This window comes from Tautonia marina (genome assembly GCF_009177065.1).
Taxonomy (GTDB): Bacteria; Planctomycetota; Planctomycetia; order Isosphaerales; family Isosphaeraceae; genus Tautonia; species Tautonia marina.
In genome coordinates this window covers 321,445-337,333 of record NZ_WEZF01000003.1, presented here as the reverse complement: position 1 = coordinate 337,333, position 15,889 = coordinate 321,445, and the positions used below count along the sequence as shown (strand labels likewise).

Here is a 15,889-nt window from a genome sequence, read left to right as displayed (position 1 = left end):
CCGAAGGCCCTCGATCTGTCGCCGACGTCTCCCCCATCGGACGGGGAGGTGGTGCAAGTTGCGTCACGGGGTCTTCCCTGAGTCCGGCTCGGCTCGGTTGCAATCCCTTGGCGTGCAGAAGCGACCGGAATTCATCAACCGATCCGGCCGCCTCGTCCCGTCAACCCATCCCTCGATCACGGCCGACGGCCGACCAGCACCATCGACATCCAGAGCCAGGGCAACCGCCCGGCTCCTTCAAATGCCGTCACCTCAAACCCGGCCTCCTCCAGCAGGGTCGAGAGTGTCTTGCGCGACCAGAACTTGATATGTCCCCCGTCCCAGAGCGCCGTGAAGTGCTGGTCCAGCTTTCCCGTCGCCGCCAGGGCCAGGTTCTTCAAGTAGCCGTGGTACGGTGTCGAGAGCACCAGGCTTCCCCCTGGTTCCAGCGCCTCGAAGGCTCGGGCCAGAAATCGTCGGGGGTCATACAGATGTTCAATCACTTCGAGCGCAACAATGGCGTCGAAGGTCCGGTCGAACGGTTCCCGCAGGTCATCGTAAACCGAGGCGACCTCGAACGGAATGCTTGGGCACTGATCCCGAGCAATCGCCACGCCCGATTCTTCCAGGTCGATCCCGAAGACCTGATACCCCCGATCTTCCAGCGCCGAGGCAAACGCCCCGTTGCCGCATCCGGCATCGAGAATCGTCCGAATTTCCGGCCGCGCGCCCAATTGCCGAAAAACCGGAGGCCACAGATACGTATGCGTATGCGGGATCGACGCGGTGTATGACGAATAGAGGTGCTGTGTCCCGGCGAGGCTCATGATAACCATCCCTGGTGCCTGGCGCGTTGGACCCCGCGGCCGGTTCGGAATCCACTTCCTTTCGGCCGCGACGATCTCTCAGGTGGTACCCGATTCTCCCTGGCGCATCAAGTCCGATCTTTTGAAATCTCACCCAATCTCGATGGCCGGCTCCGGCAACGCTCGATCAATCTCGGGCACCCGATAGCCGAATCCCGACCCCGCCACGCTCGACCAGTCCAGCCCTCCCGATCGCCTCGCATAAAGCCCTGGGTGGACTCTCGCCTCGCTCGTCGAGGCTTCGGGGTAGAACTGCATTCCGTTCGACTCGACCCCCATGATCGTCCCGGCGTGTGCCGCCAGCAAGACGTGAGGAATCTGTGCCAGCATCGGGTTCGTCAGGTCCTGCACCATCAAAGTCATCCCGTGCGCCTTTGCCCAGCAGAGCGAGAGTAACGCCCCCGTCTGCGTTTTGCACGTTTTCAACGCCACGCCGGTCCAGCCGAGCGACCTCCCCAGCCGGACCAGTTTCCAGTCGTGGGCACTTTCATCCATGAACAGAGGTTTGCGAGCCGACACCGACCGCACGTCAATCCGGTTTGCCTCCAGGTCATACGGAAACGGCTGCTCGACGTAGAGGATCTTGCCGAAGGTCCTCGGCTCATCCCGCATCAGCCGATCGAGAATCTCGTTGACGTATTCCGGGTCCTTCACCGTGCAGTTGAAGTCGGTCGAGAGCCAGTCCACTCCCGTTTCCTCGGCGATGCGGCCGATCTTCACCATCCGGTCGTAATCCCAAACCGAATCATTCCCGCGCAGCTTGATCTTCAAGCATTTCAGGCCATCGCGGGCGATCCAGTCGCGCAGCAAGACCGGGTAGCCGTCGTCCGGCTCCTCTCCGGTCAGTTCATCCGGCCCGATCGGGTCTTTCCCTCCCACCAAGTGCCACGCGGGCAACACCTTCGGCGGGTCGTTCACCAGGAAATCACCTGGGAACATCCCCGCGAACGACGCTCCTCCCACGTCCGATTCCAGAAACGATCCCAGATCCTCAGCCATGAAGTCCCGGCTATACGTCTCATACGTTGGAACTTCGTTCAGGATTCCGTACGCATCGTGCAAGGCCTGGTCGAACACCGAGGCACAGATCAAGGCCGCCAGCCTCGGCATCGGCTCAACGCCGTCACGCTCCTCCGCGTTGAACCGATCGGTCAACCCCGGCAACCGATCCTCCAGGAAGCGATGCCCCAGGCTCATCGCGTGCCCCTTGCCCAGATCCTCCGCGCACCAGGCCTGCGCCAGTCGCTCGCAATACGCTTGCATCGCTCCCAATCGTTCCTCGACACTGGCCGAACCTGGCCAGGCCCATTGCACGCTCAGCGGCGTCTCGCCCCAGCCCTCGGACGTCGAGCCGGCGTCATCCGTCACGGTCAGCTTGACCCGTGCGCAGGTCACGTGCGTCAACGTTTCCGGCCCGAATTTTAACGGCATGCGCGTCTTGATCGGCAAGAAATACAGCGAGGCACCCACCACCCGGGCATCCTTCGGCGAAGGCATCAGTCTTTGCTCCTGCGTTCCAATCAATTCGAAAATCCGAAAACGTTCATTCCTGAATGCGGCTTAATGCCTCTGCCGCCAGCCCTCGATATCCGGTCGGTCGCTCCGGCGGACCATCGAGAATCCACCCGCTCACGCCTCGATAGCGGTCATACACCGCTTGCATCGCGTCGATGTCGTCGAACCAGCCGATCACATACGCCGCGCCAAACGTATCGCCCGCTTGAGTCGCCCGGCCGCCGATCTCCTGAATCATGCAGACGTACCCCCGCTGATGGCACCACGCCTCCGACACGTCGCCCGGGTTCAAGGTCATCCCCGCCAGCCACGGCCCCTTGGCATGCTGGTACGCCCGAATCATCCGCTCAGGGACCGCTCCCGCCCTCCGTTGATACAGAAACCGTGCATCGGGCGGAAAATCGCTCACGAACTCCTGCGATGGAATCGTCGCGGGTTCCTCATAACTGAGATACATTTGCGCAAATTCCGACCCGTTCGAGTGCTTCAGGTGCCCCGGCAGGTCGATCCGCAAGAACAGGTTGGGCGACTCGCTCACCGTTGTCACCCGGTCGGCGGCCAGGAAGAACCGCTCCCCCTCCGGAAAGATCAACGTTTGTTCCCAGATCGAGCCCGCCCGCTCGTGCGGGGCATAGGCGTCGGTCCACGCATGCCTCAGCCTCACCGCGACGAAACCGTCCCCCACAAACACCCGAGGCGCCAGCCGCTTCACCTGCGTGCAAATCTGCGGCCCTTCGACGTAGCGTTTGGGAATGTCCCCATGCACCAGGTTCCCATAATCGTACTGACCTTCCGGCACCGGCTCCCCTTCCGGGGCGGGTTCCAGCAAGAAATCGACCACGTCCAACCCGAAGCCCAGGTCCCGCGCCCCGGTGGCCTTGTCCTCGAACGAACCCCCCACGATTCCAGACACATACCCCTGCGTCGCCACCTTCGCCCGGGTGCGATCCGTTTCGATCTCCACCTGCGTTTCCGCCGGGTAGGTCTTCCCCGAGACGATCGGCAAGGCGTTCCCCAAGGGGTCAGTGACCCGCAGCATCGGTTCCTTCCTGCGTCCGGTCATGGTCGTCTCCCTGGTCGAGCCGTCTTCTCGGTACCCGATTCGGTTTTGGTGGCGTGAAGACGGATTGGACCCTCCCGGCCTCCCCGCGTCCAGGGCTTACCTCCCCCTTCCTCGTGCCCCCTGCTCCATTTTTTGTGACTGAGGTTCCCGGTTTTCCCGATGATTTCGAAGTACGGCCACGCCGCTTCGGATCGACGCCGATCCCCGCTTCCAAAGCTCGGCCGGCTCTCTCGCAACACCGCGACTCACCCAGGACGTTCTGCCATGAGCAACACCACCCTCAGCGCCGCCCGCCTCAACGCCAACCGCCGCAACGCCCTCAATAGCACCGGCCCCGTCACCGAGGCCGGCAAGGCCCGCGTCCGTCTCAACGCCTGGAAACACGGCTTCCGGGCCGAGTCCGACGCCATCGCCCCCGACGAAGCCCACGCCGTCGCCACCCGACGAGCCGAGTGGGCCTCCGCCTTCCCCACCAACCCCGACGACGGCTACCAATCCTGGCTCGTCGAGCAACTCACCCTCGCCTCGGTCCGCATCGACCGCTGCCAGGAACACCAGAACCACCAGGCCCGTTACGAGGCCGACCGCGCCGCCTCGGTCTGGGATCTCGACCGCGCCGCCGACGCCGCCCAACTGGGCGCCCGCCTCTCCCGCGACCCCGACCGCGTCGTCTCCTCCCTCTGCCGATCGTCGGCCGGGCTCGACTGGCTCCTCTCCCGCTGGCAATCCCTGGCCGATTGCCTCGAAACCGCCGGCACCTGGGACGACGCCCAGCGCCGGCTCTGCCTCGACCTGATGCAGATCCCCGACGAATTCCGCTCCTCCGATTTCACCATGCTCTCCCACCTTCCCCTCGATGAACTCCGCGACCTCGTCCGCGAGCAGATCGACGGCCTCGAATCCCTCCGCGACTCTGCCTCCCGCCTCGACCTCGCCAATCGCTCCCTCGCCGAGATTGGCCTGCCCACCTCCGAAGGCTCCGAACTCAGCCGCCTCCGCCGCTACGAAACCTCCCTCTGGCGCCGTTTCCGCTCCCTCGAAGCCTCGTACAAGGCGTCTCACCCCCCCGCCCCCGCCCTCGACGACGCCGAAACCGACGCCGACGAGATCGACGACCTCCTCACCTTCGCTCGGATGACCTCCGCCGAACCAGACCCCGAACCGGAACCCTCCCGTCCCCCCGGTCCCCGACCCGAGCGCGCCCCTTCGCAGGCGGTCACGACTGCCGAGGCCCGCCGCGCTCCATCGCCGATCGTTGCGGCCGAGCCGCCGATCCTCATGAACCGCAAGGCCCGTCGCGCGGAAAAGGCCCGCCGAAAAGCTCGACTTGCGTGACGAGACCGAACAAAGCCATCTGCCAGATTGGCAGCCTTCGGCGAATCCGCCCCCCGATCACGACGATTCCGACGGTGCCGTTGCCTGGTGAGCCCCCTTGGTGGCTTGCTCAAGCGATCGTCGCGCCCAGCGTCCGGCCAAAACACCGCCGACGACCAGTTGCAGCGGGTGGTAGACCATGATCGGCAGCAAGATCAGCCCGAGTTGCGGGTCTTGCCCGAAGATCAACGACGCCATCGGCACGCCCGAGGCCAGGGTCTTTTTCGACCCGCAGAAGATGGCGGCGATCTGGTCCGCGTCGGAGAAGCCCAGCCATCGGCTTGAGACGGTGGTCGCCGCAATCACGATCGTCAGCAAGGCCGCCGACCCGACCAGGGTTCCCACCACCGGCCCCAGGCCATGCTCGGTCCAGACCCCTCGCTCCATCGAGTCGCAAAACGAGGTGTACACCAGGAGCAAGATCGTCCCTCGATCCACCTTGTTGATGAACCGCTTGTTCCGTCCCGCCCAGGCTCCCAGCCAGGGCCGCAACAGCTGCCCGAGCAGCAGGGGCAAGACCAGCCAGATCACCAGGTCGATCACCACCTCGCCGAAGGGCAACCCCTTGCCCTGCGCCTCGGCCATCCAGCCGAGCCAGAGCGGCGTCAAGACCACCCCCAGCAAGGCCGAAATCGTCGCGTTGAAGACCGCCGCCGCCACGTTCCCCCCCGCCGTGGCCGTCAGCGCGACCGACGAGGAGACCGTGGACGGCAAGGCGCAGAGGAAAAAGAACCCGAGCCTCAGGCCCGGCGACATCCCATCGCCCACCAGCCAGAGCATCGTGATGCCCAGCACCGGAAAGACGAGGAAGGTGAACCCCTGGATCAAGAGATGCAAGGGCCACTGAAGCGTCCCTTCACGTAGGCTCGCAAACGGCAGCGACACCCCATGAAGAAAGAAGATCAGGGCCACCCCGACCTTGGTCAGCACTTCCGGCTTCAAGGCCCCGCCACTGGCTCCCGGCCCTGGAAACAGGTACGCCAGCCCCACCGCGGCGGCCATGCCGATCAGGAACCAGTCGGGCCGGGGTCGAAACGGTTTGCGAGGGACGCTGAGCCTCATGGCGGATTCCGGGGGAAGAACTCGGGAGACGGCCATCAACGGCCAATGCCCCGGAAGGCCGTCGCCGATCGCGGCGTCCCCGGGGCATCAGGTCCGAGTCACAGGCTGCGAGCGGGATCAGACGCTCAGGTGGGGGGCGTTGATCCCGGTGCTTTTGTAGCCGAGGGCGTACTTCTCCCTCCGGGCCAGTTCCAGGTCGTGCTCGACCATCATGCTCACCAGGCCGTCGAGATCGACCTCCGGCTCCCAGCCGAGCTTCTGCTTCGCCTTGCTCGGGTCGCCGAGCAACACGTCCACTTCCGAGGGCCTCATGTACCGCTCGTCGAACTCGACGAAGTCGTTGTAGTCGAGGTCGAGCTTCGAGAAGGTCTTCTCCAGGAACTCGCGGACCGAATGGGTCACCCCCATCGCCACGATGTAGTCATCCGGCTCCTCTTGCTGGAGCATCAGCCACATGGCCTTCACGTAGTCGCCGGCGAATCCCCAGTCGCGCTTGGCGTCGAGGTTCCCCATGACCAGCTTCTTCTGCAAGCCTTCCTTGATCCGGGTGGCCCCGACGGTGATCTTCCGGGTCACGAAGCTCTCGCCGCGCCGGGGGCTCTCGTGGTTGAACAGAATGCCCGAGCAGGCGAACAGCCCGTAGGCTTCCCGATAGTTGATCGTCTGCCAGTGGGCATACAGCTTGGCACAGGCGTACGGACTGCGCGGGTGGAACGGCGTCTCCATCGTCTGCGGCGGCGGGGCCGAGCCGAACATCTCCGAGCTGGACGCCTGGTAGAACCGCACCGGCTGGCTGCGGGCGAGCTGCCGAACCGCTTCGAGCAGCCGGAGCGTTCCCACCCCCACCACGTCGGCCGTGTAGATCGGCTGGTCGAACGAGACGCGGACGTGGCTCTGCGCCCCCAGGTTGTACACCTCGTCCGGCCGGATCGTCTCCATCAGCATCGACAGGCTGGAGGCGTCTCCCAGGTCGGCGTAGTGCAGGTGGAACCGATCGGCATAGGCCGGGTTGCGGACGATGTGGTCGATCCGCGATCGGTTCAAGGTGCTGGTCCGCCGGACCAGGCCATGCACCACGTAATCCGGCTTCTCCAGCAGGAAGTCGGCCAGGTACGATCCGTCCTGACCGGTGATCCCGGTGATCAACGCATGCTTCATCGATCCGTCCCTCCGCGTGGCATTCGATGGGGCCGGGGGCGTCCTTGCGTCCCGGTGGCGGCCTCGGCGCGAGCAGATCGGTCGGCAATGCCGGGCGCGATCGGTCGGGCCGGGGTCGAGGAAGACTCAGGGGATGTGATACGAGGCCCGATCCTCCGGCAGGACCGGATCCATCACGTCGAGCAATTCTGTAATGAAGTCGCGCAGCTCGTCATCGCCGAGCCCGGTTTCACTGGGGTAGAAGACCTCCACCGTCAGTCCCGACCCCCGCGTGGTGCGGCCGTGGCTGCTCCGGCTGGAGATCGGCAGGCCCCGGACGAACCGCTCAATGCGACCTTCTCCGAAAATGTAGTACCAGAATCCGATCTTCTGGACCAGTTCACTCTTGCCGTAGCCCAGCACCGAAACCTCTTGCGGTGGTCCCGAGGCCCGGTCGATCGCAACCACCTTGGTCAACGACTCGATCTTCTCCCACCCTCCCGAGGGCAGGCAGACTTCCGGAGAGTGACGCAGGTTCAGCCCTCGATCCGAGTAATTCATCCAGAGCCAGACCTGCACCCCCGGCCGCCCTCGAAGTGTGTAGACCCGGTTCAGGTACTCGGTCGCCTGCGACTCGACGGCGATCTTTTCGTCGACCGGTTCATCCTTGCCGACCCAGTTTCCCAGGGTCATCGGAATCGTTTGCAACGACCGCTTCAACGGCGGCCGGTCGGTCAGGGTTGCCCGTTCCACCGCCGCTTCGGCCACCAGGCCGAGGCTCAGGATCGCGAGGCCCAGCACCGCGCGTCGGGTCGTGGTCATCGTTGGTCAGTCTCCCGCGGAAAGCAAAAGGCCCAGGGCTGCCCGGTCGTCGTCCTCAGTTGCGCAAGCGGTTGTCGATCATCCCGCCGCCGGGGCGGCGCTGGTTGCGGCCGAGGCTGGCCGGTCCTCCTCGACGATCATGTTCAGAATCGCGCACTCAATCCGCAGCAACGCCAGCCCGAATCCCATGAGCAACAGCCCTTCGATCGTGTGAAAGGTCCCCTGCGCCAGCTTCGGATCGTAGGCCATGATCCAGCCGGTCAGCACCACCCGAGCAATGTTCGCCGTCAACGCCACCGGAATGGCCGAACCAATCAGGACCAGGCGATACCACCTCGGCCTCGGTGTCAGGAAGGCCACGGCGGTCGTCAGGGCAAGGAACCCGGTGAGCTGCCTCATCCCGCTGCACGCCTCGGCCACGAACATCCGGACGCCGCCCGGCAAGGTCAGATGGTTCCCCTCGCACAGCACCGGCAACCCGGTGCCGTTGAGGATCACCGAGGCTGCCTTGCTGACCATCAGTTGCAAGGGATTGGCGATCGTTGTGTACAGGTGGATTGGCAAGGGAACCATGAAGACCAGGAACGCGAGCGCAAACCCATACCGAGACAACGCTTCCCGACCCGCAAACAACGCCACGATTCCCGCCAGCCCCGCGATAAACGACAGGTCGCTGGCGATCCCGACCGGCACGACGATCGTCGCCAGCCGCCCCAGCAGGGCCATCATCAGCAAGACCACCCCCACCCCCACCGCCGGCACCTGCCGAATCGGGCCGTACTGGGCCGCCATGTTGGCAAAGTAGAGGCTGATCAGGGGAACCAGAAAGCCATGACTGTAGTTCTGATCCGTCGACCAGACCTGCACAAAGTGCACCAGCGTCGATCGGAACAGGACCGCCAGCAAGGCCAGGCAGGCCGCGGCCCCCAGCAGGGCCGTTCGGCCGTCGCGGTCGCGCCAGCCGTCCCGAATCTGGGCCAGCAACGGCGGGAGTTCACGGGGGACCGGCGCCGAAGCGTCGTCTCGGGCCGAGATGGTGGAAGTCGCCAAGGTTCGTCTCCTCACTCTCCGAGGGTCCGCGATCGCAACGGTCGGGCAGTCACCGACAGGTCGGTCCCGTCCCCCTCGCCGCCTTCGGTGCCGACCAGGCTCATCCCGCGCCGAAGCTGGATGCGGATGGCCTCGCTCGTGACCGGGTCGTTCGGGTCAGTGGTCATGCTTGCCAGCAGGCAAGATCGCTCGTCGCTGCTCTTGCCGGTGCGGCCGTACAGTTCGGCCAGGTTGAACATCCAGGAACGCCGGGCCGGCTCCTCGGCCTTCGAGAGGTGCTCGACGGCCGACTGGTACCGCTCGGCCGCCTCGTCAAAGCGACCGGCCAGCGCCAGGGCTTCGGCCGAGGCCGCCTCGTGCAGGGCGGTTGAGCATCCTGAAGGAGCCGGTTCCTCACCCAGCGCGATGGCTCGATCGAGGGCCGCTTCGGCCGCCGAATCGCCTCGATTCCGGAGCAACCGGGCCGCCACCAGCCAGACCTCGGCCACGTCGGGCAAGACGTCTTGCCAGTCCTCGGTCGACCATTCAGGCCGGTTGGCCATGTCGAGCACGACGACGTTGATCAGGTCTTCCAGAGGGAGGCCGAAGCGTCCCCCCCGGGGTTCACTATGAAAGGTGGGTCTTGCCGAGGGATCGGGCTGGGCGCGACAGGCCATTTCCAGGGCCGATCGGTAGACCCGCTTCGCCGCCTCCACGTTCCCCTTCGCGAGCAAGGCCCGTCCGGTCCAGGACAGGCTCCAGACGTCTCGACTGAGCCCCACGGCAGCAGCGGCCGGATCGACCCCCGGCTCCTGCAGGGCTCGCCAGGCCTTCGCGAATCGCAGGCTCGGATGTCCCGGAGCATTGCCCGAGGCCGCATGCAAGAGGTCGCCGGCACGCTCCTGATTGGCCGGATCAAACCCCACTCCCTGTCCAGAGAGCAAGGCCGCTCGCATGATCATTTGATCGGACGTACTGTTCCACCATTTCGCCGGAGGCAGCTCTTGCTCGCGTTCGATCGACAGCTCCAGAGTGGTCCCTTCCGGTCGCTTCCCGTCGGCCAGTTGATCGGCCAGGCGTCCGGTCTCTCGGTCCACGACGGCCCAGGTCCAGGAGAGCCGAAGGCCCACCGCTCCGACCGCCACGGCCACGAACATCAAGGGAATGCAGAGCCACGAACCTCCGGGAACGGTCCAGCCGGCGGGGGCGATCCGGTCGGTCGGCAGCGGAAGTCGTGCCGCCGCTCGGTTCCGAGCGGCCGGCCTCGACCTCGCTCGCTCCCGATCGGGCTGAGCCGTCAAGATGGCCTTCGCCGAGGGCCAGTCACCCGATCGCGTGACGATCGGCTCGGGCTCGTCGTTGCCGCTTGCCTCTGGGACGAAGGGCTCGATTGGCTCCGAGGGATCCTCGATCGGCTCGGGGGCGGCAGGGGTTTCGGCTCGCGGTTCGGTCGGCTCGGCCACGTTTTCCACGGGCGCGTCGTGGTTCTCGACCGCCGGTTCCGGCGCCGCGAGCGGTTCGGGTTCCGGCTCGGGCTCGGGCTCGGTGGTCTGCGTCACCTCGGAAGGCTTACGGCTCAGGAACGAGACGAGTTCGGACAGTCCGATCATCGGCACCCCGAGCTTCGGCCGCTTCTCGACGGGCGAAGCCGGCTCAACCGTCTGCTCGGTGTCCACGCAGGCCAAGGGCTCCGCAATCGCCAGGCTCGGCCCTTCCCAGGGGATTGCCAGTTCGGTGCAGGTCGAGCGGGCCGGGTCGGCGGGCTCCTCGCTCGGGGCCGGATCCAAGGCGATCGGATCGCCTGGAGTCTCGACCTCAACCTGACTCAACCCCTCGACCGCCGGCGTCTCGGTCGGATCGGGAGCCGGCTCCAACTCCTCCAGGCGATCGGCCGCCAGGGCCTCGATCATGCCGTCGATCGGCTCGATCGCGTCAGAAGTCGCCGTGGCGTCCTCCTGGTCGTCGATCGCAACAGGATCGTCCTGCTCATCGACCGCGATCGGTCCGGGTTCGACCCCCTCCGCTTCGACGAGGAGACTCGCCTCCAGGAGAGACTCAGCAGTCTGGGGGGATGGTTCCTCGGCCTTCTGCTCCAAGGGCGTGGGCTCTCCCGATTCGGAGGCGAGTTCAGGATCGGGGGTGGTCGATCGGAGCAGCGTCTCGACCGGCACGATCTCCTGGGTCACTCGCAGCGCCCGGCTCTGGGGCGGAGCCTCGACCATTGGCGGTTCGGCGACCTCGGGACAGGTCGCCTCGTCCTCGATCGAGGACGGTCGAGGGGCCGCCTTCGGTTGCGTTCGATTCGCTGGGGTGGGATACGACGGTGGCTCGCTCGGGGTCGGACGTTGGTATCGAGGAGCGACGGGAGCCACGGGTTCCCGACGTGCTCGGAGCGAGGGCTCCGGGGTGACCGTTGGCCTCAACGGGGCCGAGGAGGCGCGGACCTTCGGCTCCGGTTGCCCAACGGGGCGTTCCCGGTTCTTGATCGAGGCGCCGGCCGCTCGCCATCGGGCTTCCCATTGACGTTCGTGCAAGCGATCCTTGAGCCATCGTTCCCGCTGCTTGAGCCGGGCTTCGAGGCGAGCCACCTCAGCCTTCTGCTGGTCGAGGGGGTCAGAGGACGACTCCGGGGGTTGCTCATCCTGCGGGCGGGTTTGCGGCTCCGGCTCGCTGGCGATGACCACCTGCTCCTCGGGGGGAAGTGTGGGGTCGGGATCCGGATCGAGGTCGGGGGCATCCATCGTGGGGAGCAAGGTCAACCAGCGGTCGGCCAGTCGCAGCGTCGAGCCCATCGGGACCGGGCGGGGGGCGTCGGCCGGTCGACCGTCAAGGGTCAGCGTCGAGGAGGCCTCGACTGGCTGGAGGTGCCAGGTGTTCCCGCGGCGACGGAGCAGGCACTCGACCTCGGCCAGCGCAGGGTCATCGAGCCGGACCTCGCACGATCGGCCCCGGCCAATCCGGACGCTCGCCTCGGTCAGCGAGACGATCCGGGTCGCCCGGCTATTCCGGGCTCGGATGTGCAGATAGGCCGCATCGTGCATCCTGATCGCTCCTCCTTGAAGCTGATCCGCAACGCGGGGCATCCCGGCTCCTCGTCAGGCGGCCTCGACAAACAGATCCGTCCCACCGGACAGCCAGCGGTCCAGGGTCCCCAGCACCGCACAGGCCGACAGGGCCACGGCGGGCAACTCGACCGTCCAGTGAACACTGGCAAAGACCCCGAAGCAGACCGCCGAGGCCACCAGTCCACAGGCCAACGCCCGGTCGGCCGATCCGACCCGCCGCCAGGCCCTCACGATCCGAGCCAGGCCCCACAGCAATGCCAGGCCAAGCACCCCCGCCCCGGCCAGGCCCGATTCCACCACCCACTGCAACACGCTGCTGCCGGCAGTCGTTGGGCTGGCATCGGTTGCTTTGTACGACGGAATGACCCGGCCGAAGGTGCCCAGTCCCGTCCCAAGGATCGGGAAGTCCCGGATGATCCGGGCCGACTGGGTCCAGAGCCGCTCGGCCCGGCCCAGGTCGGCGGTGATCGGCGCGAACTTCGGATCGGTCCCCCAACCGGCAAGGCGGTTGCCCGAAACCCCCGCGCCGAGGCTTCCCAGGGCGAGAACCGTCAGCCCCACCGCCAGCCATCGCAACCCGGTCGGCCAGGCCCCCGGCAGCCCTGCCAGCACCAGGCCGACCGCGAACGGGATCGCCAGCATAGGCCCGGCGATCACCCCGATCAGGGCCGAGCCGGAGAGGACCACCAGAACGAGCAACCCGACCAGCGGGGCGAGCCCCGACCGGCCGATTCGATCGGCCATCGGTTCCCGGCTCCCCCGCGGAGCGAGCAGATGCAGCAGCAAGGCCAGCGACAACGGCAAGCCCAGGGCTCCAATCGCCAGGTACGCCCCGGGGCCTCCCATCAGACTTCCGAGAAAGAAGGGTCGATGGGGTCGAGGGAGCAACCAGGGCCCGGTTGCCCCACCTTCCTCGGCCAGGGGACGAAGGACCGACGTTCCGGGAGCCCTCAGCAGGTCGAGGGTCGAGGGAGCCCAGCTCGGTGCCTTGCCAGGGGTGATGATCCCCAGCAACTCCGGCACGTCACCGGCCATCTGGACCAGTCCGATGCCCGTCATCAGCACGAAGATCCCGACCACGCTGCCCCAGATCACCATCGTCCGGCCCAGCTTCCGGGCGAACCGGGCCGAGGTGATCAGGACCACGAGCCCGATACTCGCGTCAAAGAGCCAGCGGAGGGTCGCCGATCGGTCCACCGTGGCCGGGGTCCGCGAGGCGAGAGCCTCGGGAAGCTCGGCCTCCGGGTCGTCGGCCAGGACCAGTGCTGTCGGCACCCCTCGGGCATGAAGCGATCGGGCTTCCGGAGCGATCCGACGAGCCAGGCTCGACGGAATCGGGGCGAGCTGAACGACCGCCAGGCCCACGGCCAGGACTCCCAGGACCGGCAAGGGGCTGAATCGAATCCGGGCCTGCCCTTCGATTGCCACCCGGGCCAGGCCAAGAACGACCAGCAAGACGGCCGAGGCGGCGATCACCGGCCGCCACCACCAGACAACCCCGCCAAAAGCCAGGGCCGTCCCGGCGAGCATCCCGACGAGGATGCCCGCCTGGAGGCGATCGGTCCATTCAAGGATGCGGATGCGAAAGGTGCCCACCGGGAGTCTCCGGTTCGAGTCGAATCGGTGCGAAAACGCTCGGGATCACTCGGCCGCAGCCAGCGCCCCGGCCGCTCCACGCGACCGGCCGCCGAGACGGCCCGTGCTCACCGGACCGACCGGCTCGCCATGCTCATCAAGATACGAAGAAACACACGACCAGTTGTTCACGTCCTCGCACAAGCCATTGAAGACGACGCCGACAATTGGGGCTTGCGACTGTTCGAGCATCGAGCGGGCTCGAAGGACCGGCCGAAGGTCGTTCGCCCCGGCCCGGACGACGAGGATGGCCGAGTCGACGATCCGCCCGAGCATCCGGCAGTCGGCCAGCCCGAGGATCGCTGGGCCGTCCAGGATCACCCGGTCGTAATGGCGCGAGACGGCCGCGATCAGTTGCTTCATCTCCAGGGCGCCGAGGACCTCGACCGGAACGCCCGAGGGATCGCCCGCGGGCAGGAAGTCGAGGTTCGGGATGTCGGTCGAGACGACCGTGCGTTGCCAGGGCATCTCGCCTCGGAGCACATCGACAAGGCCGAGGTCGTGGTCGGTGTCGGCCTCGGGATCGTCGAAGACCGGGCGGAGGCTCGGACGGCGGAGGTCCACTTCGAGGAGCAAGGTGCGCTCGCCCGACCGGGCACAGGTGGCGGCCAGGTTCAGGGCGGTCGTGCTTTTGCCCTCGCCGGCCTTGGCGCTGGTGACGAGCAGGGTGACAGCAGGCTTGCCCTCGGGGCAGGTCATGCCGACCAGGCTGGCTCGCAGGTTCCGGTAGGCGTCGGCCTCGGCCGAGTACGGGGCGCCGGCGGTCCAGAGGTGCCCGCCGCGTTGCAGCTTTGCCGTACGCTTCATGCGGGAGACGACGCCGAGCAAGGGAAGCGTCAGGCCGCTCGTCAGTTGCTCAGGGGCCCGAACCGAGTGATCGAGGTGTTCAATGGCCAAAACGGTCCCCACTCCGGAGACCATCGAGACGAGGCAGACCAGGGCCACGAGCAAGGTATAACCTGGCCGGACAGGTTTGGTTGGTGGTGTGGGACGCTGAACGACACGGACGGGCTTGTTCTGGGTTTGCGACAGCACGTCGAACTGTTCGATCTTCGCTCGAAGCGAGGCGATCCCTGCGGCGGTGCGCTCTCGCTCCTTGAGCAAGGTGTTGAACTGGTTGTGGTCGGGGGCCATCCGCTGAATTTTCTGCAAGATTCCCTGTTCCGCTTCCTCGATCTGGGTCAGTTCGCCGGTGAGAACCTCGCGATACTGGGAGAAGAGGGTCGCGGTCGGGTCTTCCTGGGGGCCGCTCGCTTGGATCGACATCGCCTGGAGATCATGAATTTGTTGTTCCAGGTCGCGTCGCATCTTCATGTAGCGGGTGATGGCCGGGTCGCGAGGGTTGCGGGCGACGCGGGCGACCTCGCCGATCTTCAGGTCGAGGGCTTGGCGGCGTTCCATCAGATCCTCAAGCTGACGCTGCTCGATCGAGAAGGCCGGTCCCTGCTCCTTGGGGAACATCCGGGCGATCCAGAGCTGATGCTGAAGCTGATCCATGCTGTTCTGCTTCTGCATCTTCAGGAGGCCGAGCGACTCGTAGCGGCGGACCAGGTAGTTCTCGCCGTCGGGAGAGAGGTCGGGCGAGTTAGCCATGGCCTGGCTGATCCGGCGGTCAATCTCGGCCAGCTCGTCGTACATCTTCTTGATGTTGGCCTCGGCGGCGGCCTGCGAGTTGGCGACCTTGGTGTCGACCTCGGCCTGCGAATCGCGTTCGTACTCTTCGAGCCAGAGGTCGAGGATCGTGGCGACGCGGTACGGGTCGTTACCTTCGAGATGAACGTCGTAACGGGTCGATTGCGCGAGACGGTTGGTTCGAAGCTCGGCCAGCAGCTCCTCGACCGGATCCCCTTCCGACCGCACCGGAGGCCCGATGCGGGGGCTTCGCAGCACCTCCTCGACGGTCTGCCGGTTGCGGAGGTGGGCCAGGCGGTTGGCTTCGTACTGCTCGGGGGTGACGGCCGAGAGGTTAATCGAGTCGTCGGCCATCAGGCTGGCGAGGATCGAGTCAAACTGCGGCGGCACAATCTCGATCTGGGCCGACGCCCGATAGACGGGCTTCTGGCGCAGGACCAGGGTGGTGCCGATGGTGGCCAGCACCCCGCCGACGAGGACGATCAGCCAGAACCGCCGACGCAGAGCGCGGAGGTAATCGGCCGGAGTCTTGCCCGAGGGGGAGCCGGTCGATCCGGAAGGGCCCGAGGCCGAGCCGATGGGGATGTAGGCCGGTGGCGGAGTATGAGGCGCAGGAACCGCCGAAGCCGCCGGGGCAATCGAGTTTTGGGGAACCCCGGCGGCCTGGCCGCCATAGGGGAGGATGATCCGCTCCATGAGTCACACCCTTC

The 15,889-nt window shown here is 66.2% G+C and carries 11 protein-coding genes; 1 reads left to right on the top strand and 10 read right to left on the bottom strand.

Going from position 1 to position 15,889, the window contains the following annotated elements:
• Positions 1-176: 176 nt before the first annotated feature.
• The 3 genes from GA615_RS05890 to GA615_RS05880 all read right to left on the bottom strand — a co-directional run bounded on the left by GA615_RS05890 (position 177) and on the right by GA615_RS05880 (position 3,423).
• On the bottom strand, positions 177-806 hold the full coding sequence (locus tag GA615_RS05890) for a class I SAM-dependent methyltransferase (RefSeq protein WP_161602195.1): 630 nt from the start codon (positions 804-806) through the stop codon (positions 177-179).
• A 129-nt stretch (positions 807-935) separates the two neighbouring features.
• Positions 936-2,342, bottom strand: a complete 1,407-nt coding sequence (locus GA615_RS05885) for a hypothetical protein (protein ID WP_235905123.1) — start codon at positions 2,340-2,342, stop codon at positions 936-938.
• 46 nt (positions 2,343-2,388) lie between these two features.
• A complete protein-coding gene (locus tag GA615_RS05880) occupies positions 2,389-3,423 on the bottom strand; it encodes a hypothetical protein (RefSeq protein ID WP_152050336.1) in 1,035 nt (344 codons plus the stop codon).
• 264 nt (positions 3,424-3,687) lie between these two features.
• Between GA615_RS05880 and GA615_RS05875 the strand changes: the two genes are divergently transcribed.
• The gene (locus tag GA615_RS05875; protein WP_152050335.1) at positions 3,688-4,758 is read left to right on the top strand and encodes a hypothetical protein; all 1,071 of its coding nucleotides are present in this window, start codon (positions 3,688-3,690) and stop codon (positions 4,756-4,758) included.
• Positions 4,759-4,815: 57 nt separating this feature from the next.
• On the opposite strand, the gene GA615_RS05870 is transcribed toward GA615_RS05875, so the two are convergent.
• The 7 genes from GA615_RS05870 to GA615_RS05840 form a co-directional block, all read right to left on the bottom strand.
• A complete protein-coding gene (locus GA615_RS05870; RefSeq protein ID WP_201750114.1) occupies positions 4,816-5,895 on the bottom strand; it encodes a bile acid:sodium symporter family protein in 1,080 nt (359 codons plus the stop codon).
• An 81-nt stretch (positions 5,896-5,976) separates the two neighbouring features.
• A complete protein-coding gene (gene gmd / locus GA615_RS05865) occupies positions 5,977-7,017 on the bottom strand; it encodes a GDP-mannose 4,6-dehydratase (protein ID WP_152050333.1) in 1,041 nt (346 codons plus the stop codon).
• Between the two features lie 126 nt (positions 7,018-7,143).
• Positions 7,144-7,818: an EpsI family protein gene (locus GA615_RS05860; RefSeq protein WP_152050332.1), complete on the bottom strand. Its 675-nt coding sequence runs from the start codon at positions 7,816-7,818 to the stop codon at positions 7,144-7,146.
• A 78-nt stretch (positions 7,819-7,896) separates the two neighbouring features.
• Positions 7,897-8,868, bottom strand: coding sequence for an exosortase/archaeosortase family protein (locus tag GA615_RS05855; protein WP_152050331.1), 972 nt, complete (start codon positions 8,866-8,868; stop codon positions 7,897-7,899).
• 11 nt (positions 8,869-8,879) lie between these two features.
• The gene (locus GA615_RS05850) at positions 8,880-11,930 is read right to left on the bottom strand and encodes an FHA domain-containing protein (protein WP_152050330.1); all 3,051 of its coding nucleotides are present in this window, start codon (positions 11,928-11,930) and stop codon (positions 8,880-8,882) included.
• A 12-nt stretch (positions 11,931-11,942) separates the two neighbouring features.
• On the bottom strand, positions 11,943-13,508 hold the full coding sequence (locus GA615_RS05845; RefSeq protein ID WP_152050329.1) for an O-antigen ligase family protein: 1,566 nt from the start codon (positions 13,506-13,508) through the stop codon (positions 11,943-11,945).
• 45 nt (positions 13,509-13,553) lie between these two features.
• Positions 13,554-15,875: a polysaccharide biosynthesis tyrosine autokinase gene (locus GA615_RS05840; protein WP_152050328.1), complete on the bottom strand. Its 2,322-nt coding sequence runs from the start codon at positions 15,873-15,875 to the stop codon at positions 13,554-13,556.
• Positions 15,876-15,889 lie beyond the last annotated feature (14 nt).